Raw genomic sequence first — 26,302 nt, 5'->3', positions numbered from 1 at the left:
CGTCAGCCGGGCAGCACGCGCGCGTACCGCACCTCCGGTACGGCGACCCCGTCAACGTCGAAGGGTTCCTCGGCGCCGTCGGCGGCGAACCCCTCGCGCTCGTAGAACCGCCGCGCGCGGTCGTTGCCCTCTAGGACCCACAGGAGCATGCGCCGGTGCCCGGCATCGGCGCACCGGCGGACCGACTCCCGCAGCAGCGCCGGCCCGACCCCGGCGCCGAACTGCCCGACGTCCACGTAGATCGCGTACAGCTCGGCGTGCTCGGTGCGGAACTCGCCGTCCCGGTAGGGCCCGTGACAGGCCCAGCCGACGACCTCGCCCGCCCGCTCGGCCACGAGGTTCACGACCTCGGAGCCGGCGCCCACGAAGAACGTACGCCGGCGCTCGGCGTCCTCCGTCACGCTGAGGGCGTCGAGATACGGCTGCGGCATCAGGCCCTTGTAGGCGTGCTGCCAGCCCCGGATGCGGATCTCGGAGACGCGCTCGCAGTCGTCGAGGGTCATCTCGCGGACGAGGACCGGGTCGTTCGGGTCGTTCATGGCGGCACCCTAGGCGTACCGCCCGCGCGGAGACCTCCGAATTTTCGGGTCCTCTTCAGGGTCCTCAGAGAAGGGTCAGCTGGACCGGCTCGGGCACCGCGGGCACGGGCGTGACGGGATCGGTCTCGACGGGCGGCGGAATCCTGCGGGGCATCCCCGCGCGCGTGGGGCCTATTCCGTACTCCTGGGCCAGGTCGTGGACCTGGCGGGTGATCCGGCGCTGGTACCACTTGGGGGCGTAGGCGCCCTCCGCGTACAACCGCTCGTACCGGCGCACCAGATGCGGGTGGTGGTGCCCGAGCCACGCCATGTACCACTCGCGGGCGCCGGGGCGCAGATGCAGCACCAGCGGGGTCACGGAGGTCGCCCCGGCGGCGGCGATCGCCCGCACCGTGGCCCGCAGCTGTGCCGGATGGTCGCTGAGGAAGGGCAGTACCGGGGCCATCAGCACCCCGCAGCCGATGCCGTGCTCGCCCAGCGTCCGTACGACGTCCAGGCGCCGTTCCGGAGCGGGGGTGCCCGGCTCGACCGTGCGCCACAGCACCGGGTCGGTGAAGCCGACGGAGACGGAGATGCCGACATCGGTGACCTGCGACGCCTGCACCAGGAGGTCGAGGTCGCGCAGGATCAGCGTGCCCTTCGTCAGGATCGAGAAGGGGTTCGCGTGGTCGCGCAGGGCGGAGAGGATGCCCGGCATCAGCCGGTAGCGGCCCTCCGCGCGCTGGTAGCAGTCGACGTTGGTGCCCATCGCGATGTGGTCGCCCAGCCAGCGGCGGGAACCGAGCTGGTGGCGCAGCAGCTCCGGCGCGTTCACCTTGACGACGATCTGGGAGTCGAAGCCGAGACCGGTGTCGAGGTCCAGATAGCTGTGCGTCTTGCGGGCGAAGCAGTACACGCACGCGTGCGTGCAGCCCCGGTACGGGTTCACCGTCCATTCGAACGGCATCCGGGAGGCCCCCGGTACGCGGTTGATGATCGAACGGGCCCGGATCTCGTGGAAGGTGATCCCGCGGAACTCGGGGGAGTCGAAGGTACGGGTGGTCACCGCGTCCGCGCCGAACAACGCGGCGTCGGTCCGGCTGGAGCCGGAGCCGGATTCCACTGTGAGGTTCTCCCAGCGCATGACACCTCCTCGGTAGCACTGACCCGAGAATAGAACACATGTTCCCTTGATCGTGCGATCGTATGTTCGAGTCTTGTGAAGCTCCTCGATAGTCCGGACCCCGATTTGGGTGGTCGGGCGGCGGGGTGGTTGGGTGAGCGCGAACCCCCGAACACCCAGCTGCTGGAGGAACGCAATGGCGCAGGTCGAGGCCACCACGGAGCGCATCGTCGCGGCGGACGCGGAGACGGTGTTCGACGCCCTCGCGGATTACAGCGGCACGCGCCCGAAGGTGCTGTCGGAGCAGTTCAGCGAGTACGAGGTGCGCGAGGGCGGCGACGGCGAGGGCACCCTCGTCCACTGGAAGCTCCAGGCCACCAGCAAGCGCGTCCGGGACTGCCTCCTGGAGGTCAGCGAGCCCACCGACGGTGAACTCGTCGAGAAGGACCGCAACTCCTCGATGGTCACCACCTGGCGTGTCACCCCGGCCGGCGAGGGCAAGTCGCGGGTCGTCGTCACCAGCGTCTGGAACGGCGCCGGCGGCATCGGCGGCTTCTTCGAGCGGACCTTCGCCCCCAAGGGCCTCGCCCGCATCTACGACGCCGTCCTCGACAAGCTCGCCACCGAGGTGGAGAAGTAGCCCAAGGGTCAACCCCTCAAGGGGCGTTGGCGCGCGCCTTCGTACCCCTCACCGGTTCGAGTGGATCTCCGCCCCCGTGCACCGGTACGCCGTAACTCGTCGCGCTTGCTCACAGTTGTCGCCCAAAGCGGGAATTGTGCGGTAGGTGCGACGAGGGGAGCGGTACATGGGCGGGATCACTCTGGTGCAGGACGAGCCGACGACCGCACCCGCGCCGCCCCCGGCCGAACCCCCACAACTGGGCCCGCGCCAGGTGCGGTTGGTGTTCCTCGGGCTCATGCTCGCGCTGCTGCTCGCCGCGCTCGAGCAGATGATCGTCGCCACCGCGCTCCCGAAGATCGTCGGCGAGCTGCACGGCCTGGACAGGATGTCCTGGGCGATCACCGCGTATCTGCTCACCGCCACCGTCGGACTGCCGGTCTACGGCAAACTCGGCGATCTCCTCGGCCGCAAGGGCGTCTTCCAGTTCGCGATCGTCGTGTTCGTCGCCGGCTCGGCGCTGGCCGGCTGGGCGCGCACCATGGACCAGCTCATCGCCTTCCGCGCCCTCCAGGGCGTCGGCGCGGGCGGGTTGATGATCGGTGTGCAGGCGATCATCGCCGACATCGTGCCGCCGCGTGAACGCGGGCGCTTCATGGGCCTGATCGGCGCCGCGTTCGGCCTCGCCTCGGTCGCCGGGCCCCTCCTCGGCGGCTACTTCACCGACCATCTCTCCTGGCGGTGGTGCTTCTGGTTCAACGTCCCGTTCGGGCTGCTGACGCTCGCCGTCGTCACCGCCGTGCTCAAGCTGCCGAAGCCCGCGGTCAGGGCCCGGTTCGACCTCCTCGGGGCGCTGCTGCTCGCCGTGGCCTCGACGTGCCTGGTGCTGCTGACCAGTTGGGGCGGCACCGAGTACGCGTGGGGCTCGCGCGAGATCCTCGGGCTGGCCGCCGGAGCGGTCGTCGCCACCGTGCTCTTCCTCGTCGCCGAGCACTTCGCGCCCGAACCCCTCATCCCGCTGCGGCTGTTCAGGGACTCCGTCTTCAACGTCACCGGTCTGGTGGGCCTGGTGATCGGCGTGGCGCTGTTCGGCGCCGCCAGCTATCTGCCGACCTTCCTGCAGATGGTCGACGGTGCCACCGCCACCGAGTCCGGACTGCTGATGCTGCCCATGATGGCCGGGATCGTCGGCGCGTCGATCGTCTCCGGGCAGCTCATCAGCCACACCGGCCGCTACAAGATCTGGCCGGTCCTGGGCGGCGCCCTGTCCGTGTTCGGCATGTGGCTGCTGTCCCGCCTCGAAGTGGACACGCCCCGGCTGCACTACAGCCTCTGGATGGCCGTCCTCGGCGCCGGCATCGGCATGGTGATGCCGGTCCTCGTCCTCGCCGTGCAGAACTCCGTGCGCCCGGCCGACCTCGGCACCGCGACCAGCGCCAACAACTACTTCCGGCAGATCGGCGGCAGCGTCGGCGCCGCGATCTTCGGCACGCTCTTCGCGAACCGGCTCGCCGAGTCCCTGGAGAACAGCCTTCCCACGCGCGCGGGTGCCGGTCTTCCCGACCCCGACTCGATCACGCCGCAGCTCGTCCACGCGCTCCCCCCGGCGCTGCGCGACAGCTACATCAGGGCGTACGCGGACGCCATGCCGCGCATCTTCCTGTACCTCGTGCCGGTGCTCGTCCTCGGCCTCCTCATCGCCTTCTTCCTCAAGGAGAAACCGCTGGTGTCCCACCACACCGCCCCCGCCGACCTCGACTCCCCAGGACCCACGGCCCCCCTGGCGATCCCGCAGGCCCGGGCGCCGTACACCGCCGGGATCCCGGTGTGCGGCACCGTCCAGCACCCGGACGGAACCGTCGTACCGCGCGCGGCGCTCACCCTCATCGACGTCACGGGGGCGCAGATCGGGCGCGGTGCGAGCGCCGAGGACGGGCGGTACGCGCTGTCCACGCCCGGCGCGGGGGCGTACGTCCTGATCGCCGCGGCGGGCGGCCACCAGCCGCAGGCGGTCACCGTGACCGTCGGCGAGCGTCCCGTCGAGCTGGACGTCGTCCTCGGCGGTGCGGGGCATCTCGTGGGCCAGGTGCTGACCGCGGACCGCTCGCCGGTCCGGGACGCCACCGTCACGCTCACCAACGCGCACGGCGAGGTCGTCGCCACCACCCGCAGCGGACGCGAGGGCGGGTACGTCATCACCGAGCTGGTGGCCGGCGAGTACACCCTCGCCGCCAGCGCGCCCGCGTTCCGCCCGACCGCGCTCCCCGTCCTGGTGCGGGCCTCCCGGGAGACCCGCCAGGACGTCGAACTCGCGGGCGGCGCCGTCCTGAAGGGCACCGTGCGGGCCGGAGGGGGACGGCCGGTCGAGGACGCGCGGGTGACGCTGCTCGACGCGGCCGGCAACGTCGTGGACACGCTCACCACCGGAGCCGACGGAACGTTCCGGTTCGTCGACCTGTCCTGCGGCGAGTACACGGTCATCGCCTCCGGCTACCCGCCGGTCGCCACGGTCCTCCAGGTGGCCGGCGGCGACCGTACGGAACGCGACCTTCAGCTCGGGTACGAGGGCTGAGCTCCAGGTAAGGGTGCCGAACAAGGGTCGAACAGGGCGCCGACCGGCCGGTCGGTCCGGCCGTACCGGCGTGCGGGGCGCTCGGCCGTGCGCCGGAGCGGACCGGTGAAGACCAATTAGCGGATTGCCACACATCGCGACGGACCGGCGCCGTACCGTGGTGGCGACGGCACAGATCTTGCGGAGCCGTGGGAAGAAGGGGCCTGCGCCATGGACCGTGGCACCGAGACGGGCGCGACTCCCGGCCGCGGGGCCGGGGAGGGCGAACCGGCGGAGCACGCCGCAGTGGGCCGTATCCCGTTGGCCGTGGTCGTCGTCGACCGCGAAGGCCTCGTCTCGCACTGGAGCCGGGGCGCCCGGCGCCTGTTCGGCGCCTCCAAGGAAGAGGCCCTCGGCCAGCCCGCCGTCGATCTGCTGCCCGTCTCCGGGGCGCTCCCCGACGACGGCGACAGCGACGGAGACGAGGACACCGCGCCGTACGGGGCGCACCTGACCGACGACGGCCTCGGACCCGACCTGGAGTCCTCCCTCGACGGCCGGCTGTCCTACCCGGCGTCGGGCCGCGCCCGCCTCACCGTGCCGGGGCGCGACCGCGTGGACGTCCTGTGGTGGGCCTACCCCCTGGTGGGCCCCGGCCATGGGCGCCTGCTGGTGCTGGCCGCCGACACCGACGTACTGCGCCAGGAGGACGACGAGATATCCGTCGAGCGCATCGCGCCCGGGTTCGCCCTGCACACCAACTTCCCCGGTGCCGAGGAACTCGCCCGCAGGCTGCCCGAGATCCTGCCCAGCATGAGCGTCGGGGAAAGCGCCCGCATCGTCGCCCAGATCCTCGAACTGGGCTATCCGGTGCTGGAGTTCAGCCAGAACGACCTGGTGCCGGTCACCCCCGACTGGGGCGTGCCCCGGCGCGCCGAGCGCAAGGCACGCCAGGAGCGGGCGGCCCGCGCGGCGCAGGCCGGCGAACCCCTGCCCGAGGACCTCCAGGACGAGGTCGAAGACCTCGAATACGCCGCTGTGCGTGAGCGGCTGGAGTTCCTCAACGACGTCAGCGGACGCATCGGGACCTCGCTCGACCTGTCCCGCACGATCATCGAGGTCAGCAAGGCCGTCGTACCCCGCTTCACGGACGTCGCGGGCACCTATCTGCGTGAACAGGTCGTCGCGGGCGAGGGGTTCCCCGACGGCGTGCCCGACACGACGACGATGTGGCACCGGGTCGCCCTCGAACACACCGACGAACCGGGCCGTTGGGACGACGTCGTCCCGGTCGGCGAGGCCATGCCGTTCCCGGCGCACACCCCGTTCTTCCAGTGCATGACCAGCGGTCAGCCCGTCCTCGTGCCGCGCATCAGCGAGCAGATGGGGCACATGATCGCGTCCCAGTTCGAGAAGCGCGACATCCGGCCGCTGATCACGGGCCGCTCCATGCTCGTCGTACCGCTGAAGGCCCGCAATGTCGTCCTCGGCTTCATGATCCTGCTGCGCCACCCGGAGCGCGTCGAGTTCAACGACATGGACCGTGTCACCGGCGCCGAACTCGCCGCCCGCGCGGGCCTCGTGCTCGACAACGCGCGTATGTACACCTACCAGGAGAGCGTCGCCGAGACCCTCCAGGACAGCATGCTGCCGCACATCCCGCCGCGCATGGCGGGCTGTGACATCGCCACCCGCTATCTGCCCGGCACACTGCTCGGCCGGGTCGGCGGCGACTGGTTCGACTCGGTGAAACTGCCGGGCGCCCGCACCGCGCTCGTCGTCGGCGACGTCATGGGACACGGCCTCAACTCGGCCGCGATGATGGGCCAGTTGCGTACGGCCGTACAGACCATGGCCGCCATGGACATCCCGCCCGCCCAACTCCTGCGCAATCTGGACGACTTGGCCCAGCGGCTCGGCGACACCTACCTCGCGACCTGCCTGTACGCCGTCTACGACCCGATCGCGAGCGAGCTGCACATCGCCAACGCGGGCCATATCCCGCCCGTGCTGGTCCGTGCCGAGGACGGCGGCAGCGAGCTGCTCGACCTGCCCACCGGTGCGCCCATCGGCGTCGGCGGAGTGCCCTTCGAGGCGGTACGCGTGCGCGTGCAGCCCGGCGACCGGCTCGTCATGTGCACCGACGGGCTGGTCGAGGTGCGCGGGGAGGACATCGGCGTGGGCCTGGCGACCCTCTGCGAGTCCGCCGCCCACCCGGCCGCCTCCATGGACGACGCCTGCGACACGATCATCCGCGCCCTCAACACCGCCGGGGGCCGCAAGGACGACGTGGCGCTGCTGCTGGCCCGGCTCAACGGCATCGAACCCGACGACGTCGCCGAATGGCGGCTCGCCCTCGACCCGGCCGAGGTCGGCAGGGCCCGTGCCGTGGTCCGCGAACAGCTCTACGACTGGGGCCTCGACAAGCTGGTGGACAGCGCCTCACTGCTGGTCAGTGAACTCGTCACCAACGCCGTACGGCACTCCCACGGGCGCCCGCTCGAACTGCGGCTCGTGCGCGGCGAGACACTGCTGTGCGAGGTGGACGACGACGACCACAGCCTGCCCACACTGCTCAGCGCCGAGCCCACGGACGAGTTCGGGCGCGGACTGCGCGTGGTGAGCACGCTGGCCCGGGAGTGGGGCACGAGCCGTACGGGCGCGGGCAAGACCGTGTGGTTCGAACTGACATTGCCCCGCCGGCGCTGACACCCCGACCGGGGCGGCCAGTGGGGCTGCTCGGGGATTGTCAGTGCCCTGTGTTTGGATTGATCGTGCCACGGGGTCGGGGGAGGCGTGCGAGACGCACACCGGCGTATACCTCTCGAACGAGCAGTGAAGGTATGCGCGGTGTGCTTGTCGGCGCAACCGGGGCGCGGTAGACCGAACTGGCCCGTCACCTCGGACGGGTCGTCGTCGCACCCTGGGGAGATGGCCATGAGCGTGTCGAGTCGGTACAGGGAGTCCTGGGAAGGCTTCTGGCGCGAGGCTCCCCACGGCCAGGGGGCCGTCTTCTGGGACTCGGAGCCGATGCTGACCGCCGGCCTCCACCTCGCCGTCTTCGAACCGCACATGGCGGACTTCGAGTTGCCCCTGCTGGACCTCGGCTGCGGCAACGGCACCCAGACCCGCTTCCTCACCGACCGCTTCACCCGCGTCATCGGCGCCGACCTCTCGCCCGCGGCCCTGGACCGCGCCCGCCGCGCCGACCCGGAAGGCGCCGCCGAGTACGAACTGCTCGACTGCGCCGAGAAGACCGAGGTCGACGAACTGCACGCGAAGCTCGGCGACACCAACGTGTACATGCGCGGGGTGCTCCACCAGTGCGACGCCGACGACCGGCAGACCCTCGTCGACGGCATCGCCGCCCTGATCGGGCGGCGTGGCCGGGCCTTCCTGGTCGAGCTGTCGCAGGACGCGCGCCCCATCCTGATGGGCCTCGCCGAGAGCCCCGAGGGCCCGCCGCCCAAGCTGCGTCCGATCCTCCAGCACGGCATCGCACCCGGCGAGGTGGCGGACTCGGCCGTACCCGTGTACCTGGGCGCGGCGGGTCTGGAGATCCTCGCGAGCGGCCAACTCCCGCTCACCACGACGGAGTACACCTCGGAGGGGACGCGGGTCGTGCTGCCGTCGACGTGGGTGGTCGTGAAGCGGGCCGACTGAGCCTGCCGCGGCTCGGGGGATGCCGCGGCGGGGGAACGACCTGCTGTGGGCGCCCGGTTCAGCTGAGGGTGCGCTGTCCCGGGCCGAGCCGGAAACCCACCCCTCGTACGGTGAGGATCCAGCCGCTGTTCCCGAGTTTGCTGCGCAGCGAACTGACATGGGTGTCTATCGTGCGGCTGGCACGCGGGCTCAGGGCATGGTTCGAGGCGTCGTCCCAGATCTCGGTCATCAGCCGACGCCGGGTGACCACGGCGTCGGAGTGCCGGGCGAGGTAGTACAACAGGTCGAACTCCTTGCGGGTGAGCTGGACCGGCACGCCACGCAGCCGCACCTCCCGCGAGGCCCCGTCGATGCACATGTCCCCGACGGTGAGCAGTCCGGCCGGCGCGCGGGTCGCCTGTTCGCGTGGTCGCCAGGCACGGCGCATCACCGCTTCGATCCGCGCCATCAGCTCACGGAACTCGTACGGCTTGTCCAGACAGTCGTCCGAGCCCGCCTGCAGCCCCAGGACACGGTCCAGATCGGCCCCGCGATCGGCGAAGGCGATGATCGGGGTGTCGCTGGTGTGACGGATGCGGCGACAGACCTCTAAGCCGTCGATGTCGGGGAGTTCGAGGTCGAGCAGGATCAACTCCGCGCTGTCGCTGGCCTCCAGCGCGGCGGCACCGCTCATGACCGTCACGACGTCGAATCCATGCCGTTCGAGCCGCGGTGCGAGTTGTTGGGACATGGCTTCGTGACCAGCCACTATCAGCAGTTCCATAACGCCTTCCGTCTTTTGTCACCAGGTCCGTAGGGCATGGCGTCCTGTAGGGCGCGCGGAGCCGACGGGTGTTCAGTGCTCAGACCGCTGTCATCACATGGGGAGACGACGTGAGGATGGCTCGTGTCGCTTGACGATGAGTGTGCGTCAGGGGGAAAGCTGGAACTTGCAGGCATATGCCTCGGCTCCCATTAGTTGCCGAATAAGTTTCCAGAGGATTAAGCTCGGATGAAATTCGCGATTCCGTGAAAGCGCAAAAAATTCCCTGGCCTCAACACGGCCGGGAACTCGGGCAAAAGAAAGGGCGCGCGCTGCACGGATGGAATGCCGGATGCCCGGAAGGTGGCCCTGCGTACCACTGTTCCGCGAAGTTCATGATTGCCCCCGTGGCAACTCGATTCCTACTGCGCCGTAACTCATCCTCTCTCAGACAACGGGTCTAGACAACAGCGCATCCGGTGGCTCGTACGGCCTCCTCGCAGCGTGGCCAGATTTCGGTGGTGCCGTCACGCGGTATTTCGGGCGCAGCAAGGTGAGAGGGTGATTCGATCGTTTGGCTGGATTTCGTCGGCTTGCCGTGCCCGTTTACCACGGGACCGGTCCGTTGTTCCCGAAGAATCCACCCGATGGCCCGTCGGGGCCGATCATGGCCATGCGGACGATGACCTCGGCGCCCTCGGCGACGGTCTGTGGTCCCTGGTGGCCGTTGAAGTCGGTCGCGGTGTGTCCGGGGTCGACGGCGTTGATCCTCATCCCCGGATGGCTGCGCGCGTACTGCACCGTGAGCATGTTCAGCGCGGCCTTGGACGAGTTGTAGGCGAGCGCGGCGTAGTAGACGGGCAGGAGCGACGTGTGGCGCTCAGGGGCGTCGGCGATGCCCAGTGAGCCCAGACCGCTGCTCACGTTGACGACCACCGGGGCCGCGCTCCGCTCCAGCAGCGGAAGGAAGGCGTGGGTGACCCGTACGATGCCGAAGACATTCGTCTCGTACGTGATCCGGACCTGGTCGGCCGTGGCCTCGTGGGCGTCGTTGCCCAGCCCGACGACACCGGCGTTGTTGACGAGTACGTCGAGCCGGCCGGCCTCCGCGCCGACCAGTTCTGCGGCGCCCCGGACGGAGGCGTCGTCGGTGACGTCCATGACCACCGGCCGGGCGCCGAGCCCGGCCGCGGCCTCCCGGCCGCGCCGCTCGTCGCGGGAGCCCAGGTAGACCCGGTGCCCGGCGGCGATCAACCGTCTCGCGGTCTCCCTGCCGAGGCCCCGGTTGGCGCCCGTGATCAGAGTGGTGGTCATACAGCCAGCTTTGCCGTACGAGCGCTCTCCAGGTAGTGCCCCCCGCTTCCTGGGAACGGCAGTACCAGGATGCGCACCTGCGGTCACCCCCTGCATACTGATGTGATGAGCGGTTCGCGGGAGTTGGGGATCGCGCTGCGGCGCTGGCGCGATCGACTGACCCCGGAGGGAGCCGGACTCCCCGACACCGTCGGGGCGTTGGAACGGCGCAGGGCCACCGGACTGCGCCGCGAGGAACTCGCTCTGCTGGCCGGTGTCTCGGTGGACTACGTCACTCGACTGGAACAGGGCAGGTCCTTCTCGCCCTCGCCGCCGGTACTCGCCGGACTGGCCCGGGCACTGCGGCTCTCCGAGGCGGAGCGGGAGCACCTCTTCCTGTTGGCCGGTCAGTCCCCGCCCAGGGACCGCCATGCGTCCGCCCTGTCGCTCGGGGCGCACCGACTGCTGGAGCAGTTGGACGGCGTGGCGGCCAGCGCGTACGACGCCGCCTGGAACCTCATCAGCTGGAACCGGCACTGGATCGCGCTCAACGGTGACGCCGGCGGACTGCGGGGACGGGACCGCAACGTGGTGTGGTGCCAGTTCACCGGCCGGACGGACCTGGTCACGCACACCGAGGAGCAGCAGGCACGTCTGGAGGCCGCGCTCGTGTCCGATCTGCGCGCCGCGACCATCCGCTACCCCGACGACGGTGAACTGCGGGACCTGGTCGCCGACCTGCATGCCGCCAGCCCCAGGTTCGCCGGTCTCTGGGACGCCTATGTCATCGCGGTGCACACCATGAGCCGCAAGACGCTCCACCATCCCGTCGTGGGGCCGCTGCACGTCGACGGCCATGTGCTCATGGTGCCGGACAGCGACATCCGCATCGTCACCCACACCGCCGCCCCCGGCAGTGACGCCTCGGACAAGCTCAAGCGCCTCTACGCCGCCGCGGGTTGCTGACCCGACCCCCCAGCCTGGTTTCGTCTTTGACGACCGCTGAGTCTTCTCTGTGAAGTTGACGCTCCGCTGACAGTTCCTTGCAGAGGTCCTTGAATTCTTTGCTTGAGCTGCCGGGGGTGCAGCGAAGAGGATTGTCGGTGTCTTTCCGGAAACTGTGTCCCGGCCGCTGTCGCCGGAGAATTGGTCAATGGCATCGACGATCGGGGTAGTTGTATGGACGCATCGGTCATCGTGGTGGGAGCCGGGCCGGCAGGACTCATGCTGGCCGGTGAATTACGCCTGGCGGGCGTCGACGTCATCGTCCTCGACCGCCTTGCCGAACGCACCGGGGAGTCCCGCGGCATCGGATTCACCACACGCACCATGGAAGTATTCGACCAGCGTGGCCTCCTGCCCCGTTTCGGAGAAATCGAGACAGGCAACCATGGCCACTTCGGCGGAATCCCACTGGACCTCGCCCTGCTCGGCGCCGCGCACAGGGCGGCCAGGACCGTTCCCCAGTCCATCACCGAGACGGTGCTCGAGGGGTGGGCGCGTGAGCTGGGCGCCGGAATCCGGCGTGGCCACGAAGTGGTGGCGGTGCGGAACCTAGGCGACCGGGCCGAGGTGCGCGTGCGGGAGGAGTCGGGCGAACGGACGCTGAGCGCCCGGTACGTGGTGGGCTGCGACGGCGGGCGCAGCCAGGTGCGCAAGGCGACGGGCTTCGACTTCCCCGGCACCGAGGCCACCACCGAACTGTTCCTGGCCGATGTCCGCGGGGTCGAGCTGGAGCCGCGCATGGTCGCGGACCGGGTCGTGGGCGGCATGGTGATGACCGCGAACCTGGGCGGCGGCCTGTACCGGATCATCGTCAGCGAACACGGGGCGCCCCCGCAACGCCGCGACGGGCCACCGCCGTTCGGGGAGGTCGCCGACGCCTGGAAACGCCTCACCGGCATCGACATCTCGCACGCCGAACCGGTGTGGGTCAGCGCTTTCGGCGACGCCGCACGGCAGGTCACCGAATACCGGCGTGGCCGGGTGCTGCTGGCCGGAGACGCGGCACATGTGCACCTCCCGGCCGGCGGCCAGGGCATGAACACCGGCATCCAGGACTCGGTGAACCTCGGCTGGAAACTCGCGGCGGTCCTGCGCGGCACCGCCCCCGCCGAGCTGCTGGACACCTACCACGGCGAACGCCACGAGGTCGGTCGGCGACTGCTGCTCAACACCCGGGCCCAGAGCCTGCTCATCCTCGGCGGTACGGACGTACAGCCGCTGCGCGACGTGCTCGCCGAACTCGTGCGGTACGAGGAGGTCGCCCGGCATCTCGCCGCCAAGGCGAGCGGCCTGGACATCCGCTACGACGTCGGCGGCGGCACCCATCCCCTGCTCGGAGCGCGTATGCCGCACCTCGAACTGGGCGGCACCAGCAGCACCGCCCTGCTCCGCGCGGGCCGGGGCGTGCTGCTCGACCTGGCGGACAACCCGCATCTGCGCCGCCGGGCGGCCGACTGGGCCGACCGGATCGACATCGTCACCGCCCGGCCGGGGGAACTGCCGCGTTCCGGCGAACTCCAGGAAACCGGCGGGGTGCTGATCCGCCCCGACGGCCATGTCGCCTGGATCGCGCCCGGCAGCCACTTCGACCTGGCCACCGCACTGGAGCGCTGGTTCGGACCCGCGCGCTGAGCACACGGGCGGACCGGCACGGCACCGCGTACAGCGACGAATCACCGAACGTTCGGAGAGGGAACCGATGCACAGCACGTTGATCGTGGCGCGAATGGAGCTCGAGTCGGCGGCGGAGGTCGCGCGGCAGTTCGCCGCGTTCGACCGGACCGAGATGCCTCATCTGATGGGGACCCGGCGCCGCCAGCTCTTCTCGTACCGAGGGCTCTACTTCCATCTGCAGGACTTCGACTTCGAGGACGGCGGTGAGCGGATAGAGAAGGCCAAGTCCGATCCGAGGTTCGTCGGGATCAGCGAGGACCTCAAACCGTTCATCCAGGCCTACGACCCGGCCACCTGGCGCTCGCCCGCGGACGCCATGGCGCGGCGCTTCTACGACTGGGACGCCCGGTGAGCGGCGGTCGCCGGGTGGTGATCACCGGTGTGGGGGTCACCGCCCCGGGCGGGATCGGGGTGAAGAACTTCTGGCAGCTGCTCGCCGACGGGCGCACGGCCACGCGTCGTATCTCCTTCTTCGACCCTTCGCCGTTCCGCTCCCAGGTCGCCGCCGAGGCGGACTTCGACGCCGAACTGCTCGGGCTGCGACCGCAGGAGATCCGGCGGATGGACCGCGCCGCACAGTTCGCGGTGGTGACGGCCAGGGAGGCCATCGCGGACAGCGGACTGGAGTCCGACGCCATGGACCCGCACCGCACCGGCGTGACCATCGGCAGCGCGGTCGGCGCCACCATGGGGCTGGACCAGGAGTACCGCACGGTCAGCGACGGCGGCCGGCTGGAACTCGTCGATCACGAGTACGCGGTACCGCACCTGTACAACTACCTCGTGCCCAGCTCCTTCGCGACGGAGGTCGCCTGGGCCGCCGGTGCCGAGGGCCCGAGCACCGTCGTCTCCACGGGCTGCACCTCGGGGCTCGACGCGATCGGCCACGCCGCCGAGGTGATCCGTGAGAACTCCGCGGACGTGATGATCGCGGGAGCCACCGACGCCCCCATCTCACCGATCACGGTGGCCTGCTTCGACGCGATCAAGGCGACCACACCCCGCAACGACGAGGCCGCGACGGCCTCACGCCCCTTCGACGCGAGCCGCAACGGCTTCGTCCTGGGGGAGGGCTCGGCCGTCTTCGTCCTGGAGGAGCTGGACAGCGCCCGCAGGCGCGGCGCGCACATCTACGCCGAGGTGGCCGGCTACGCGACCCGCTCGAACGCCTTCCACATGACCGGACTGCGCCCCGACGGACGGGAGATGGCGGAGGCGATCCGGGTCGCGCTCGACGAGGCACGCCTCAACCCCGAGGAGATCGACTACATCAACGCACACGGCTCCGGCACCAAACAGAACGACCGGCACGAGACCGAGGCCTTCAAACGGAGCCTCGGCGACCACGCCTACCGGACGCCCGTCAGCTCCATCAAGTCGATGGTCGGCCACTCGCTCGGGGCCATCGGTTCCATCGAGATCGCCGCCTCGGTGCTGGCCATGGAGCACAACACCGTACCGCCGACGGCCAATCTGCACTCCCCGGACCCCGAGTGCGACCTCGACTACACACCGCTCACGGCCCGCGAGTGGCGGACCGACGCCGTGCTCTCGGTGGGCAGCGGATTCGGCGGATTCCAGAGCGCGGTCGTGCTCGCCGACGTCGAGAGGAGCCTGCGGTGAGCGAGGGCACCCTGGTGACGGGGCTGGGTGTGGCCTCGCCCAACGGCCTGGGCCTGGAGGCCTACTGGTCGGCGACGCTGGCGGGCGAGAGCGGCATCGGCACGGTCTCCCGCTTCGATCCCGTCTCCTATCCGGCCCGGCTCGCGGGCGAGATCGACGGATTCGTCGCCGAGGACCATCTGCCGGCCAGGCTGCTGCCCCAGACCGACCGGATGACCCGGATCGCGCTGGCCGCCGCCGACTGGGCGCTGGAGAACGCCGGTGTGGTGCCGGGCGAGCTGCCCGAGTTCGACATGGGCGTGATCACGGCGAGTTCCTCCGGCGGCTTCGAGTTCGGCCAGAACGAACTCCGGGCCCTGTGGAGCAAGGGCGGCCAGTACGTCAGCGCGTACCAGTCGTTCGCCTGGTTCTACGCGGTCAACAGCGGCCAGATCTCGATCCGCAACGGCATGCGCGGCCCCAGCAGCGTCGTCGTCAGTGACCAGGCGGGCGGTCTGGACGCGGTGGCCCAGGCGCGCCGCCAGATCCGCAAGGGAACGCCCCTCGTCCTCGCGGGGGCCGTCGACGCCTCGATCTGCCCGTGGGGCTGGGTCGCCCAGCTCGCCGGCGGGCGGCTGAGCACCCAGGAGGATCCGGAACGCGCCTATCTCCCCTTCGACGACGCGGCCTCGGGCCATGTGCCCGGGGAGGGCGGCGCCCTGCTCGTCCTGGAGGACGCCGAGCACGCGCGGGACCGCGGGGCCCGGCGGATCTACGGCGAGATCGCCGGCTACGCGGCCACCCTCGACCCACGTCCGGGCAGCGGCCGGGAACCCGGTCTGCGCAGGGCGGTCGAACTGGCCCTGGCCGACGCGCGGACGGCGCCCGGTGACATCGACGTCGTCTTCGCGGACGCGGCCGCCATGCCCGACCTCGACCGGATCGAGGCCGAGACGATCACCAAGATCTTTGGCCCCCGGGGTGTCCCGGTCACCGCGCCCAAGACCATGACGGGCCGTCTGTACTCCGGCGCCGCGCCGCTGGACCTGACCGCCGCCCTCCTGAGCATCAGGGACGGTGTGATCCCGCCGACCGTCGGCTCCACGCTGTCCGACTCCTACGACATCGACCTCGTCCCGGACACCCCGCGCGAAGCCCGGATCCGCACCGCCCTGATCCTCGCCCGCGGCCAGGGCGGCTTCAACTCGGCCGTGGTCGTGCGCGCGGTACCGAGTTGACCCCACCCAGAGGAGAGCACCGGTGAGCACTGCCATCCCCTTCACCCTCGACGACCTCACACGGATCCTGCGCGAGGCGGCCGGAGAGAACGGAGAGATCACCTCCGAAGCGGAGTTCGAACAGCTCGGCTACGACTCGCTCGCCCTGCTGGAGACGTACACGCGCATCGAGCGGGAGTACGGCATCAGTCTCGACGAGGACGCCCTGGACACCGTACGGACCCCCGACTCCCTGATCGAGGTCGTCAACACCCACCTGGCCGCCGTCGGGACCTGAACAGCCTTCACACTCCGGGAGATTCGACATGACGCAACAAGGACACAAGGTGGCCCTCGTGACCGGCGGCACCAGCGGGATCGGGCTGGCATCGAGCCGGCTGCTCGCGGAGCAGGGCCACCGGGTCTTCCTCTGCGCCCGCGACGAGGACGCGGTCGCCCGTACCGTCAAGGAACTGCGCAACGCCGGGCACGAAGCGGACGGGGTCGCGGCGGACGTACGCGTCAGGGACGACATCAAGAACGTCGTCCAGGCCGCCGTCCGGCGGTTCGGGACCATCGACGTACTGGTCAACAACGCCGGCCGCAGCGGTGGCGGAGTCACCGCGGACATCAGCGACGAACTCTGGTTCGACGTGATCGACACCAACCTGAACAGTGTCTTCCTGATGACCCGCGAGGTGCTCACCAGCGGCGGCATGCGCGACAAGAAGCGCGGCCGGATCATCAACATCGCCTCGACGGCCGGCAAGCAGGGGGTCGTCCTGGGCGCCCCCTACTCCGCCTCCAAGCACGGGGTCGTGGGCTTCACCAAGGCGCTCGGCAACGAACTGGCACCGACCGGGATCACCGTCAACGCCGTCTGCCCCGGCTATGTCGAGACCCCCATGGCACAGCGCGTCCGCCAGGGATACGCCGATGCCTACGACACCTCCGAGGACGCGATCCTCGTGAAGTTCCAGGCCAAGATCCCCCTCGGCCGCTACTCCACGCCGGAGGAGGTCGCCGGCCTCGTCGGATACCTCGCCTCCGACACCGCGGCCTCGATCACCTCGCAGGCGCTCAACGTCTGCGGCGGGCTCGGCAACTTCTGACGCACCGAAGGAGATGGGAATGACCGATCAGGCAACCCGCGCGGTGGAACACGAGATCACGGTCGAAGCCGCAGCCAAGGACGTGTACCGCCTCCTGGCGGAGGTCGAGAACTGGCCCCGGCTCTTTCCGCCCTCCGTCTACGTCGAGTACCTGGAACAGAGCGGGGACAGCGAACGCATCCGTATCTTCGCCACCGCCAACGGCGAGGTGAAGAGCTGGAGTTCGCGCCGCGAACTGGACCCCGACGGACTGCGCATCACCTTCCGGCAGGAGGTCTTCACCCCGCCGGTGGCCGAGATGAGCGGTACGTGGATCCTGGAGCCGGTCGCCGCCGACCGCACCCGGGTACGGCTGCTGCACACCTTCCGCGCCGTCGACGACGACCCGGAGGGACTCGCCTGGATCGACAAGGCCGTGGACACCAACAGCCGGGCCGAACTCCCGTCGCTGAAGGCGAACGTGGAACTCGCCGCGCAGGCCGACGAACGGACCCTCTCCTTCGAGGACAGCGTCCGCGTCGACGGATCCGCCAAGGACGTCTACGACTTCATCAACGAGGCCGGACTGTGGTCCGAACGGCTTCCGCACGTCGCCGAGGTACGGCTCACCGAGGACACCCCCGGCCTCCAGATCCTGCGGATGGACACCCTCACCAAGGACGGCTCCTCGCACACCACGGAGTCGGTGCGGGTGTGCTTCCCGCACCACCGCATCGCCTACAAGCAGACGACCCTGCCCGCGCTGATGGACCTGCACACCGGCTACTGGCAGCTGGACGAGGACGCCGACGGCGTGACCACCGCCACCTCGCAGCACACGGTGGTCATCAGGACCGAGAAGATCGCCGAGATCCTCGGACCGGACGCCGGGCTGCCCGAGGCCCGCGAGTTCATCCGTACCGCCCTCGGCACCAACAGCACCGCCACCCTGGGACACGCCAAGGCCTACGCGGAAGCGCGGCGCTGATCCATGGACGACACACGGGACACCGACGTCGTCGTGGCCGGCGCCGGCCCGGTCGGGCTGCTGCTCGCCGGTGAACTCCGCTCCGCGGGCGCCCGGGTGACCGTCCTGGAACAGCTCGTCGAACCCACCACCGAGTCGCGCGCCTCCACCCTCCACACCAGAACCATGGAGATCCTCGCCGAACGCGGACTGCTGGACCGCCTCGGCACCCTGCCGAGCGGCGGCCCCGGCCACTTCGGCGGTCTGCGGCTCGACCTGACCGCCGCCGACCCGCGCCATCCGTACGCGGGACAGTGGAAGTGCCCCCAGACCAGGCTGGAGGCCGTCCTGCACACCTGGGCCACCGAACTGGGCGCGCAGGTCCGGCGCGGCCACGTCGTGACCGGTCTCGACCAGCGCGCCGACCGGGTGGAGACCCTGGTGATGCCGCTCGGCGGTTCGCCCTACCGGCTGTCCGCGGGCTATCTGGTCGGCTGCGACGGCGAGTTGAGCACCGTTCGGCAACTCGCCGGGTTCGGCCTCTCCGGTCAGGACGCGACCCGGGAGATGCTCCGCGCCGACGTCGCGGGCATCGACGTACCCGACCGGCGTTTCGAGCGGTTGCCGAACGGGCTCGCCACCGCGTTCCGCTGGCCCGACGGCACCACGCGCATCATGGTGCACCGCTACGGCCAACAGCCCGGACCCCGTACCAGGGCCCCGGAGTTCACCGAGGTCGTCGAGGCGTGGGCCGAGGTCACCGGCGAGGACATCGGTGCCGGAACCCCGGTGTGGCTCAACACCCTCGACAACGCCCGCCGTCAGGTCACCGCCTACCGACGCGGCCGGGTCCTGCTCGCCGGGGACGCCGCCCATGTCCAGATGCCGGTCGGCGGCCAGGCGCTCAACCTCGGGCTCCAGGACGCGGCGAACCTCGGCCGGAAGCTCGGCGCGCGGGTCACCGGCGGGGCCGACGACGAACTCCTCGACAGTTACCACGCGGACCGCCACCCCGTCGGCGAGCGCACCCTGACCCACATCCAGGCGCAGGCACGGCTGCTGCTCGGCGGCCCCGAGGTGGACGCGCTGCGGTCGGTCTTCCGGGAACTGCTGGAGTCCGACGTCGTCCGCCGCCATCTGGCCCGCACCATCAGCGGCCTCGACACCCGGGAGACACCGGGGCCGGCCGGGCGTACCGCCTCCCCCTCCGCCACCCCGACCACACTCAGGAGTTCCCCCATGAGCAGGCTCACCGGCAAGACAGCCCTCATCACCGGATCCAGCCGAGGGATCGGACGGGCCACCGCACTCGAAATGGGCCGTGAGGGCGCCCTGGTCGCCGTCCACTACGCGCACAACGAGGAAGCGGCCCGGGACACCGTCGAGCAGATAGAGAAGGACGGCGGCCAGGCCTTCGCGGTCCGCGCCGAACTCGGCGTCCCCGGCGATGTGCACGAGCTGTTCCTCGGCCTGGAACAGGGGCTGAAGGAGCGCATCGGCGAGGTACGGCTGGACATCCTGGTGAACAACGCGGGCGAGACCACCAACGGGGTCGCACCCGAGGAGGTCACACCCGAGCAGTTCGACCGCTACTTCGCCGTCAACGCCAAGGCGCCGTACTTCACGGTGCTGCGTGCCCTCGAGGTCATGCCCGACGGCGGGCGCATCATCAACATCTCCTCGGGGCTCACCCGGTTCGCCAACCCCGAGCAGGTGGCGTACTCGATGACCAAGGGCGCCGTCGAGCAGCTCACCCTGCACTTCGCCCGCCATGTGGCCCCCCGTGGCATCACCGTCAACACCGTGGCGCCCGGCATCACCGACAACGGGAGCGCGGTCTTCGACATCCCCGAGGCGGTGGAGCAGATGTCCCAGCTCTCCGCGTTCAAGCGGGTGGGCGCGGCGAAGGACGTCGCCGACGTGGTGACCTTCCTCGCCACCGACGAGGCGCGCTGGATCACGGGGTCCTTCCTCGACGCGACCGGCGGGACCCTCCTCGGATGAGCGCCCCCACTGACATCGCGCGCACGGCCGTCGTCACCGGCGCCAACAAGGGCATCGGACGCGCCGTCGTCCGCCGATTGGCCCAGCTCGGCATGCGGGTCTACCTCGGGGCCCGGGACGAGGAGCGCGGCCTGGCCGCCGAGCGCGAACTGCGCGCCGAGGGACTCGACGTGCGCTTCCTGCACCTGGACGTCACCGACGCGGCGTCGGTCGCCCAGGCCGCGAAACGGCTGGCCCAGGAGACCGGCGGGCTCGACGCCCTGGTGAACAACGCGGGCGTCGGCGGCTCCGCGCTGCCGCCCAGCCAGGTCCCGGTGGACGAGGTGCGGCGTACCTACGAGACGAACGTCTTCGGCGTGATCGCCGTGACCAACGCGCTCCTGCCCCACCTCAGGCGCTCCCCGGCCGCCCGGATCGTCAACGTCAGCAGTGTCCTGGGTTCCCTGACACACGCGGCGGCCCTGGACGACCCGACCGGGGTCTTTCCCCCGGGGGTCTTCCCGGCGCTGCTGGAGTACAACACGTCGAAGGCGGCGCTCAACGCGGTGACCGTCACCTACGCCAACGAGCTGCGGGGCACCGGAATCCTGGTCAACGCCGTCTCGCCCGGCTTCGTGGCCACCGACATCAACGGCCACCAGGGAGTCCTGACGCCCGAGGAGGGCGCGCGCATCCCGGTGCTCCTTGCGACCCTCGGCGCGGACGGTCCCACGGGGACCTTCGTGGGGGAGGACGCCACCCCGACCGGACAGCGCCTGTCCTGGTGACCGCGACCGCGTGACCACCCGTACCCGACGACCGGGGGAGAGACCGTGACCACCGTGAAGGCTCCGTCCGCAGGCACCGACCGGCTGACGGAACTGGGCGAACTCAAGGCGCTGGTGCGGCGGGGACCGGACCCCGAGGCCACCGAACGCCAGCACGCCAAAGGGAAACTGACCGCCCGTGAGCGCATCGAACTCCTGCTGGACAAGGGAAGCTTCACCGAGATCGAGGCACTGCGCCGGCACCGGGCGACCGGTTTCGGTCTGGAGGCGAAGCGCCCGCACACCGACGGTGTGGTCACCGGCTGGGGCACGGTGGAGGGCCGTACGGTCTTCGTGTACGCCCATGACTTCCGCATCTTCGGCGGTGCCCTCGGCGAGGCCCACGCCGAGAAGATCCACAAGACCATGGACATGGCCCTGGCCGCAGGGGCGCCGCTGGTCTCCCTGAACGACGGCGCCGGCGCCCGTATCCAGGAGGGCGTCTCCGCCCTGGCCGGCTACGGCGGCATCTTCCGGCGCAACACCAGGGCGTCCGGGGTGATCCCGCAGATCAGCGTGATGCTCGGCCCGTGCGCCGGAGGCGCGGCCTATTCGCCGGCCCTGACCGACTTCGTGTTCGCCGTCCGGGACATCTCACAGATGTTCATCACCGGCCCCGACGTCGTCCAGGCCGTCACCGGCGAACAGGTCTCGCAGAACGGGCTGGGCGGCGCCGACGTCCACGGCGGCGTCTCCGGCGTCGCGCACTTCGTGTACGACGACGAGCAGAGCTGTCTCGCGGAGGTGCGCTACCTGCTCTGCCTGCTGCCCGCCAACAACCGCGAACTGGCCCCCGCGACTCACAGCGAGGACCCCGCGGACCGGTCCGGCGACGCGCTGCTCGACCTGGTCCCGGCGGACGCCAACCGTTCGTACGACATACGCGCGGTGATCGAGGAACTCGTCGACGACGGCGACCTCATGGAGGTCCACGCGGCCTGGGCACCCAACATCGTCTGCGCGCTGGCCCGCCTGGACGGCCAGACGGTCGGCGTCGTCGCCAACCAGCCCCGGGCGATGGCCGGCGTGCTCGACATCAAGGCGAGCGAAAAGGCGGCGCGCTTCGTCCAGTTCTGCGACTCCTTCAACATTCCCCTGGTCACGCTGGTGGACGTACCCGGGTTCCTGCCCGGGGTCGACCAGGAGCACGAGGGCATCATCCGCCGGGGCGCGAAGCTGCTGTACGCCTACTGCAACGCCACCGTGCCCCGAATCTCGGTGGTGCTGCGCAAGGCGTACGGCGGTGCCTACATCGTCATGGACTCCCGTTCCATCGGCGCCGACATCGCGCTCGCCTGGCCCGGCAACGAGATCGCGGTGATGGGTGCGGAGGGCGCGGCCAACGTGGTCTTCCGACGGGAGATCGCCGCCGCCGAGGACTCCGACGCCATGCGGGCCCGGAAGATCGAGGAGTACCGCAGCGAACTGGTCCACCCGTACTACGCGGCCGAGCGCGGCCTCGTCGACGACGTGATCGACCCGCGCGACACCCGGGCGGCACTGATCCGCTCCCTGGCCATGCTGCGCACCAAGGACGCCGACCTGCCGCGCCGCAAACACGGAAACCCGCCGCAGTGAGCGAACAGGAGACCGAGATGGACGTACGTGAACTGCCGTACCGCCTGCGTGTGGAGCGGGGCAGCCCCAGCGGGGAGGAACTGGCCGCGCTCACCGTGGTGCTGCTCGCCCGGGCCGCCGCGACCGGGCAGGCGGCACCCGAGGGGCACCGGGGGCGGACGGCCCGCTGGCGCCGGCCCGAACGCGGCCCGGGCTTCGAGAGCCCCAGGACCTGGCGGCAGTGAACCCCCGAATCGCTTTGAGGAGCTGAACCGATGGACGTCGGATTCCTGTTCGACATGCGCAATCCCGAGGAGTGGAAGCGGCCCTGGGCGGACCACTACGCGCGGGCCCTGGAGTTCTGCGAGGAGGCCGACCAGCGCGGTGCGGGAGGCCTCTGGTTCACCGAGCACCACCTCTTCGAGGACGGCTATCTGCCGCAGCCGCTGACCCTGGCGGCAGCCGCCGCGGCCCGTACCCGGCACGCCAGGATCGGCACCTCCGTCCTGCTGCCCGCCCTCCGCAAACCCGCTCACCTCGCGGAGGAGGCCGCGATCGTCGACCTGATCAGCGGCGGCCGACTGGAACTCGGACTCGGCGCCGGCTACCGCGTGCCCGAATACGCCCTGTACGACACCGAGTTCAAGGGCCGGTTCGCGCGCACCGAGGAGAACATCCGCGAGGTCCAGCGGCTCTGGGCGGAGGGGGCCCTCACCCCGGGACCGATCCAGGACCCGGTGCCCCTGTGGGGCGGCTTCTACGGACCGCGGGGGGCCCGGATCGCCGGCCGCCTCGGGATCGGGCTGCTGCACATCTCGCGCGACAAGTTCGAGCACTACCGCGCCGGTCTGGTCGAGGGCGGCCACGACCCGGACAGCGCCCGTGTCTCGGACCTGCTGCCGATGATCCTGTCCGAGGACCCGGAGGCCGCCTGGCCGAGGGTCGCCCCCTATCTGGCACACCAGATGAACAGCTACCGGCGGGCCTCCGTCGAGGGCACCGACCAGCCGACGCCGCCGCTCATCCACCCCGACGAATTCCGCGACCGCACCTCCAACGCCCCCTGGGGAGCGCTGAAGATCCTCACCCCCGAGGACGCCGCCGCGCAGATCCTGGAGATGACCGAGGGACTGCCCGTGCGGCACCTCATCTTCTGGGCGAGCATCGCCGGCATGCCGGACGACCTCGTGGCCGAGAACATCCAGCTGGTCACCGAGAAGCTGCCGGCGCTGATCGGGTCATGACCGCCCTCTCGGCCCCGTCCGCCGAGTCCACCGGGACGGGGCGGTGGGACCGCCGCCGGTGGGGCCTGCTGTTCGTCCTGTCAGGGAACATGGTCCTAGACGCCCTCGAAGTGTCCCTGGTGCTCGTCGCGCTGCCCACCATCGGCTCGGACCTCGACCTGTCGCTGCTCCACGTCCAGTGGATGATGAGCGGCTTCGCGATCGGGTTCGCGGCCCTGCTCGTGCTCGGCACCCGGATCAACGCCCGCTGGGGCAGGCGCCGTTCCTATCTCGCCGCCATGCTGCTGTTCGCGGTGGCATCACTGGTCGGCGGCCTCACCGGGAGCGCGGCCCTGCTCATCGCCACCCGCGTGGTCAAGGGGGCGTGTGCGGCGCTGACCGCGCCGACCGGCCTCGCGATCATCAGCACCACCTTCGAGGAGGGACCGGCGCAGCGCCGCGCGGTCACGGTGTACTCCCTGTTCGGCGCGGCGGGGTTCACCGTCGGGCTGCTGCTCTCCGGGGCGCTGCTCCAGGCCGGCTGGCGCCCGACGTTCCTCTTCCCCGCCCCGGTGGCGCTGGCCCTGCTGATGTTCGGGCTGCGCCTCGTCCCGCGCGACACGGGCCGCGTCGTCCCCGCACGGCTCGGCGCCCGGGTGCTGCGCAACGGTCCGCTGCTGCGCGCGGCGGCGGGCGCGGCCGTGCTCAACGGCACCTACCACAGCCTGCTCGTCATGATCACCTTCGACTGCCGGGACCGCTTCGGCTGGGCCCCCTGGCAGACCGCGCTCGCCCTCCTGCCCGCCTGTCTGCCCCTGGCGCTGACGGTGCCCTTCGCGGGCCGCCCGGTCGCCCGGTTCGGTACGGCCCGGCCGATCGCCCTGGGCGCCGCAGCCGCGTTCGCCGGGTGCGCCTTCCACCTCTGGCGTCCCGCCGACGCGTCGTACGCGAGCGGGACGCTCCCGACCCTGCTCCTGCTCGGCGCGGGCTTCGTGTTCGCCTTCGCCCCGCTGAACATCCAGGCGACCTCGACCGTCCCGGCGGCGGACCGCTCCGCCGCCGTCCCGCTCTATCAGGCCGCGGTCCAGCTCGGGGCCGTCGCGCTGCTCCCGTCCACCGCCCTGCTGCTCAGCTCCTCCGACACCGCACGGCCGGCGCTGCTGCTCGTCCTGGCGGCGGCCGGCGCGGGCCTGCTGGTCGCGCTGAGCGGGCTGCGCGGCGCCGGGGCGGCACCCCGAAAGTCTCCGCAGTGATCCCACCAGGAAAGGTTGTGCCATGACCGGGCGTCCCCTCTCGCTGCTCGTCATCGTCGGCAGCGTCCGCGACGGAAGATTCGGCCCCACGGTGGCCGACTGGTTCGCGCGGGAGGCGCGCACCCACGCCGAGACGACCGTGGACGTCCTCGACGTCCTCGACCATCCGCTGCCCCTGGTGATGCCCGAACCCGGGCTGCGGCCGCCGGCGGGCGTGGCGGAGATACGTGACACCGTGGCCGCGAAGCTGGCCGCCGCGGACGCTTTCGCCGTGGTGACACCCGAGTACAACCACGCCTGCCCCGCCGCCCTGAAGAACACCATCGACTGGTTCTTCGACGAGTGGGCGGCCAAGCCGGTCGGTTTCGTCTCGTACGGCGGAATGGGCGGCGGGCTGCGGGCCGTGGAGCAACTCCGCCAGGTCTTCGCCGAGTTGCACGCGGTGACCGTGCGCGAGTCGGTCAGCTTCCACAACGCCTGGGACCGGTTCGACACCGACGGCCGGCCCCGCGACGCCGAGGACGCCACCGGGGCGGCGAAGGTGATGCTGGACCGGCTGGTCTGGTGGGGACACGCCCTGCGTGAGGCACGTACCGAACGCCCCTACGAGCGCTGAGGGAGAGACCGATGAACCAGCCGACCCGGACAGCCGTCCGCCCGGCCGGGCTCGACATGCCGCGGGTGCGGCGCCCGGACGTGGTGTCCGTCCACGTCAGCCACTGGTACGTCCCGGACCGGGAACGCGGACTGGCCGACCTCCACGACCTCGTGGCGCAGTGGACCACCACCCCGTGGCCCGAGGAGGTGCTCTCCTTCAGCTGCTTCCTCGGCACGGACGACGACACCGTGCTGACGTACACCCAGTGCGCCGAACCGGGCGCCTACCGCCGGATGCTGGACGCCCTCGGGGGAGTGGCACGGGCGGAGGCCGTCGAGTACCGGCCGCACCGCAGCGTCGTGCTGGACTCCACGGCCACTCCGGGCTGTGTGATCGTGGCGATGTTCGACGTGGACGGCCCGGACCGCCAGGAGCTGATCGTCGAGGCCGTCGCGGACACCGTGGCGGACCCGGCCGGCCGGCGTGATCCGGGACTGCTGTCGGCCAACTTCCATGTCAGCAGGGACGGCACCCGGGTGCTCAACTACGCGGAGTGGACGTCCGACGAGGCGCATCGCGCCTTCCTGGCGGGCGCGACGCACACCACGACCCGGCGCGTCAGCGACGACACCCCGGGGGTGCGCCCCATCGGCTTCAAGCGCTACCACCTCCACCGGAGCATCGGCGTCTGACACAGTCGGAGGGGGGGGGCCCGCCCCCGGCCGGGGGGCCCCCCCCCCCCCGCCCCCCCGCCCCCGGCGGGGGGGGGGGGGGCCGGGCCGGCCGGGGGGGGCCG

General features: G+C 70.8%; 24 protein-coding genes. 20 read left to right on the top strand and 4 right to left on the bottom strand.

The genetic code is table 11. The features are described from left to right. Positions 1-2: 2 nt before the first annotated feature. Together ACFYXF_RS39180 and ACFYXF_RS39175 are read right to left on the bottom strand one after the other, a co-directional pair. Complete coding sequence (locus tag ACFYXF_RS39180) at positions 3-539, bottom strand: GNAT family N-acetyltransferase (protein WP_389356767.1); 537 nt, start codon at positions 537-539, stop codon at positions 3-5. Between the two features lie 64 nt (positions 540-603). Beyond that, positions 604-1,662: an Rv2578c family radical SAM protein gene (locus ACFYXF_RS39175; RefSeq protein ID WP_389356766.1), complete on the bottom strand. Its 1,059-nt coding sequence runs from the start codon at positions 1,660-1,662 to the stop codon at positions 604-606. A 175-nt stretch (positions 1,663-1,837) separates the two neighbouring features. On the opposite strand from ACFYXF_RS39175, the gene ACFYXF_RS39170 reads away from it, so the two are divergent. The 4 genes from ACFYXF_RS39170 (at position 1,838) to ACFYXF_RS39155 (ending at position 8,474) form a co-directional block, all read left to right on the top strand. Continuing rightward, positions 1,838-2,281 carry an SRPBCC family protein gene (locus tag ACFYXF_RS39170; RefSeq protein WP_389356765.1) on the top strand — a complete coding sequence of 148 codons (444 nt, stop codon included), beginning with the start codon at positions 1,838-1,840 and terminating at the stop codon, positions 2,279-2,281. A 166-nt stretch (positions 2,282-2,447) separates the two neighbouring features. After that, positions 2,448-4,832 carry an MFS transporter gene (locus ACFYXF_RS39165; protein WP_389356764.1) on the top strand — a complete coding sequence of 795 codons (2,385 nt, stop codon included), beginning with the start codon at positions 2,448-2,450 and terminating at the stop codon, positions 4,830-4,832. A gap of 210 nt (positions 4,833-5,042) precedes the next feature. Beyond that, complete coding sequence (locus tag ACFYXF_RS39160; RefSeq protein ID WP_389356763.1) at positions 5,043-7,520, top strand: SpoIIE family protein phosphatase; 2,478 nt, start codon at positions 5,043-5,045, stop codon at positions 7,518-7,520. 228 nt (positions 7,521-7,748) lie between these two features. Next, positions 7,749-8,474, top strand: a complete 726-nt coding sequence (locus ACFYXF_RS39155) for a class I SAM-dependent methyltransferase (RefSeq protein ID WP_389356762.1) — start codon at positions 7,749-7,751, stop codon at positions 8,472-8,474. A gap of 58 nt (positions 8,475-8,532) precedes the next feature. Here the strand turns inward: ACFYXF_RS39155 and ACFYXF_RS39150 are convergent, their stop codons facing one another. Beyond that, positions 8,533-9,237, bottom strand: coding sequence for a response regulator transcription factor (locus tag ACFYXF_RS39150; RefSeq protein ID WP_389356761.1), 705 nt, complete (start codon positions 9,235-9,237; stop codon positions 8,533-8,535). Positions 9,238-9,822: 585 nt separating this feature from the next. Further along, positions 9,823-10,530: an SDR family oxidoreductase gene (locus tag ACFYXF_RS39145; protein ID WP_389356760.1), complete on the bottom strand. Its 708-nt coding sequence runs from the start codon at positions 10,528-10,530 to the stop codon at positions 9,823-9,825. A 105-nt stretch (positions 10,531-10,635) separates the two neighbouring features. Between ACFYXF_RS39145 and ACFYXF_RS39140 the strand changes: the two genes are divergently transcribed. From ACFYXF_RS39140 to ACFYXF_RS39065, 16 genes are all read left to right on the top strand, one after another. After that, complete coding sequence (locus ACFYXF_RS39140; protein WP_389356759.1) at positions 10,636-11,475, top strand: helix-turn-helix transcriptional regulator; 840 nt, start codon at positions 10,636-10,638, stop codon at positions 11,473-11,475. Between the two features lie 213 nt (positions 11,476-11,688). After that, positions 11,689-13,146 carry an FAD-dependent monooxygenase gene (locus tag ACFYXF_RS39135; protein ID WP_389356758.1) on the top strand — a complete coding sequence of 486 codons (1,458 nt, stop codon included), beginning with the start codon at positions 11,689-11,691 and terminating at the stop codon, positions 13,144-13,146. Positions 13,147-13,213: 67 nt separating this feature from the next. Then, the gene (locus ACFYXF_RS39130; RefSeq protein ID WP_389356757.1) at positions 13,214-13,540 is read left to right on the top strand and encodes a TcmI family type II polyketide cyclase; all 327 of its coding nucleotides are present in this window, start codon (positions 13,214-13,216) and stop codon (positions 13,538-13,540) included. Continuing rightward, the gene (locus tag ACFYXF_RS39125; RefSeq protein WP_389356756.1) at positions 13,537-14,811 is read left to right on the top strand and encodes a beta-ketoacyl-[acyl-carrier-protein] synthase family protein; all 1,275 of its coding nucleotides are present in this window, start codon (positions 13,537-13,539) and stop codon (positions 14,809-14,811) included. Before ACFYXF_RS39130 ends, ACFYXF_RS39125 begins: the two co-directional genes overlap by 4 nt. Further along, complete coding sequence (locus tag ACFYXF_RS39120; protein WP_389356755.1) at positions 14,808-16,028, top strand: ketosynthase chain-length factor; 1,221 nt, start codon at positions 14,808-14,810, stop codon at positions 16,026-16,028. Before ACFYXF_RS39125 ends, ACFYXF_RS39120 begins: the two co-directional genes overlap by 4 nt. A 22-nt stretch (positions 16,029-16,050) precedes the next feature. Further along, positions 16,051-16,305: an acyl carrier protein gene (locus tag ACFYXF_RS39115; protein ID WP_389356754.1), complete on the top strand. Its 255-nt coding sequence runs from the start codon at positions 16,051-16,053 to the stop codon at positions 16,303-16,305. Between the two features lie 28 nt (positions 16,306-16,333). Further along, positions 16,334-17,119 carry a 3-oxoacyl-ACP reductase FabG gene (gene fabG, locus ACFYXF_RS39110; RefSeq protein ID WP_389356753.1) on the top strand — a complete coding sequence of 262 codons (786 nt, stop codon included), beginning with the start codon at positions 16,334-16,336 and terminating at the stop codon, positions 17,117-17,119. Between the two features lie 19 nt (positions 17,120-17,138). Continuing rightward, positions 17,139-18,086 (top strand): aromatase/cyclase, encoded by a 948-nt coding sequence (locus ACFYXF_RS39105; RefSeq protein ID WP_389356752.1) that lies wholly within the window; start codon positions 17,139-17,141, stop codon positions 18,084-18,086. A 3-nt stretch (positions 18,087-18,089) separates the two neighbouring features. Beyond that, positions 18,090-20,069 (top strand): SDR family oxidoreductase, encoded by a 1,980-nt coding sequence (locus ACFYXF_RS39100; protein ID WP_389356751.1) that lies wholly within the window; start codon positions 18,090-18,092, stop codon positions 20,067-20,069. After that, on the top strand, positions 20,066-20,836 hold the full coding sequence (locus ACFYXF_RS39095; RefSeq protein ID WP_389356750.1) for an SDR family oxidoreductase: 771 nt from the start codon (positions 20,066-20,068) through the stop codon (positions 20,834-20,836). Before ACFYXF_RS39100 ends, ACFYXF_RS39095 begins: the two co-directional genes overlap by 4 nt. A gap of 84 nt (positions 20,837-20,920) precedes the next feature. Further along, positions 20,921-22,453, top strand: a complete 1,533-nt coding sequence (locus ACFYXF_RS39090; RefSeq protein ID WP_389357006.1) for an acyl-CoA carboxylase subunit beta — start codon at positions 20,921-20,923, stop codon at positions 22,451-22,453. Continuing rightward, on the top strand, positions 22,450-22,677 hold the full coding sequence (locus ACFYXF_RS39085) for an acyl-CoA carboxylase subunit epsilon (protein ID WP_389356749.1): 228 nt from the start codon (positions 22,450-22,452) through the stop codon (positions 22,675-22,677). Before ACFYXF_RS39090 ends, ACFYXF_RS39085 begins: the two co-directional genes overlap by 4 nt. A gap of 30 nt (positions 22,678-22,707) precedes the next feature. Then, positions 22,708-23,676 carry an LLM class flavin-dependent oxidoreductase gene (locus tag ACFYXF_RS39080; protein WP_389356748.1) on the top strand — a complete coding sequence of 323 codons (969 nt, stop codon included), beginning with the start codon at positions 22,708-22,710 and terminating at the stop codon, positions 23,674-23,676. Beyond that, positions 23,673-24,908, top strand: coding sequence for an MFS transporter (locus ACFYXF_RS39075; protein WP_389356747.1), 1,236 nt, complete (start codon positions 23,673-23,675; stop codon positions 24,906-24,908). The genes ACFYXF_RS39080 and ACFYXF_RS39075 overlap by 4 nt, the downstream gene beginning before the upstream one ends. Positions 24,909-24,930: 22 nt before the next feature. Beyond that, positions 24,931-25,524 carry an NADPH-dependent FMN reductase gene (locus ACFYXF_RS39070; RefSeq protein WP_389356746.1) on the top strand — a complete coding sequence of 198 codons (594 nt, stop codon included), beginning with the start codon at positions 24,931-24,933 and terminating at the stop codon, positions 25,522-25,524. A gap of 11 nt (positions 25,525-25,535) precedes the next feature. Then, positions 25,536-26,198, top strand: coding sequence for an antibiotic biosynthesis monooxygenase family protein (locus ACFYXF_RS39065; protein ID WP_389356745.1), 663 nt, complete (start codon positions 25,536-25,538; stop codon positions 26,196-26,198). Positions 26,199-26,302 lie beyond the last annotated feature (104 nt).

The sequence above is a fragment of the Streptomyces sp. NPDC002680 genome, assembly GCF_042889145.1.
GTDB classification, from domain to species: Bacteria; Actinomycetota; Actinomycetes; order Streptomycetales; family Streptomycetaceae; genus Streptomyces; species Streptomyces adonidis.
The sequence above is the reverse complement of the archived record's forward strand: the minus strand, read 5'-3'. Positions and strand labels throughout refer to the sequence as shown.

Coding starts and splice junctions, on each gene's coding strand:
- ACFYXF_RS39180 (WP_389356767.1), bottom strand. CDS start 539: ATGAACGACCCGAACGACCCGGTCCTCGTCCGCGAGATGACCCTCGAC.
- ACFYXF_RS39175 (WP_389356766.1), bottom strand. CDS start 1,662: ATGCGCTGGGAGAACCTCACAGTGGAATCCGGCTCCGGCTCCAGCCGG.
- ACFYXF_RS39170 (WP_389356765.1), top strand. CDS start 1,838: ATGGCGCAGGTCGAGGCCACCACGGAGCGCATCGTCGCGGCGGACGCG.
- ACFYXF_RS39165 (WP_389356764.1), top strand. CDS start 2,448: ATGGGCGGGATCACTCTGGTGCAGGACGAGCCGACGACCGCACCCGCG.
- ACFYXF_RS39160 (WP_389356763.1), top strand. CDS start 5,043: ATGGACCGTGGCACCGAGACGGGCGCGACTCCCGGCCGCGGGGCCGGG.
- ACFYXF_RS39155 (WP_389356762.1), top strand. CDS start 7,749: ATGAGCGTGTCGAGTCGGTACAGGGAGTCCTGGGAAGGCTTCTGGCGC.
- ACFYXF_RS39150 (WP_389356761.1), bottom strand. CDS start 9,237: ATGGAACTGCTGATAGTGGCTGGTCACGAAGCCATGTCCCAACAACTC.
- ACFYXF_RS39145 (WP_389356760.1), bottom strand. CDS start 10,530: ATGACCACCACTCTGATCACGGGCGCCAACCGGGGCCTCGGCAGGGAG.
- ACFYXF_RS39140 (WP_389356759.1), top strand. CDS start 10,636: ATGAGCGGTTCGCGGGAGTTGGGGATCGCGCTGCGGCGCTGGCGCGAT.
- ACFYXF_RS39135 (WP_389356758.1), top strand. CDS start 11,689: ATGGACGCATCGGTCATCGTGGTGGGAGCCGGGCCGGCAGGACTCATG.
- ACFYXF_RS39130 (WP_389356757.1), top strand. CDS start 13,214: ATGCACAGCACGTTGATCGTGGCGCGAATGGAGCTCGAGTCGGCGGCG.
- fabG (WP_389356753.1), top strand. CDS start 16,334: ATGACGCAACAAGGACACAAGGTGGCCCTCGTGACCGGCGGCACCAGC.
- ACFYXF_RS39105 (WP_389356752.1), top strand. CDS start 17,139: ATGACCGATCAGGCAACCCGCGCGGTGGAACACGAGATCACGGTCGAA.
- ACFYXF_RS39100 (WP_389356751.1), top strand. CDS start 18,090: ATGGACGACACACGGGACACCGACGTCGTCGTGGCCGGCGCCGGCCCG.
- ACFYXF_RS39095 (WP_389356750.1), top strand. CDS start 20,066: ATGAGCGCCCCCACTGACATCGCGCGCACGGCCGTCGTCACCGGCGCC.
- ACFYXF_RS39080 (WP_389356748.1), top strand. CDS start 22,708: ATGGACGTCGGATTCCTGTTCGACATGCGCAATCCCGAGGAGTGGAAG.
- ACFYXF_RS39075 (WP_389356747.1), top strand. CDS start 23,673: ATGACCGCCCTCTCGGCCCCGTCCGCCGAGTCCACCGGGACGGGGCGG.
- ACFYXF_RS39070 (WP_389356746.1), top strand. CDS start 24,931: ATGACCGGGCGTCCCCTCTCGCTGCTCGTCATCGTCGGCAGCGTCCGC.
- ACFYXF_RS39065 (WP_389356745.1), top strand. CDS start 25,536: ATGAACCAGCCGACCCGGACAGCCGTCCGCCCGGCCGGGCTCGACATG.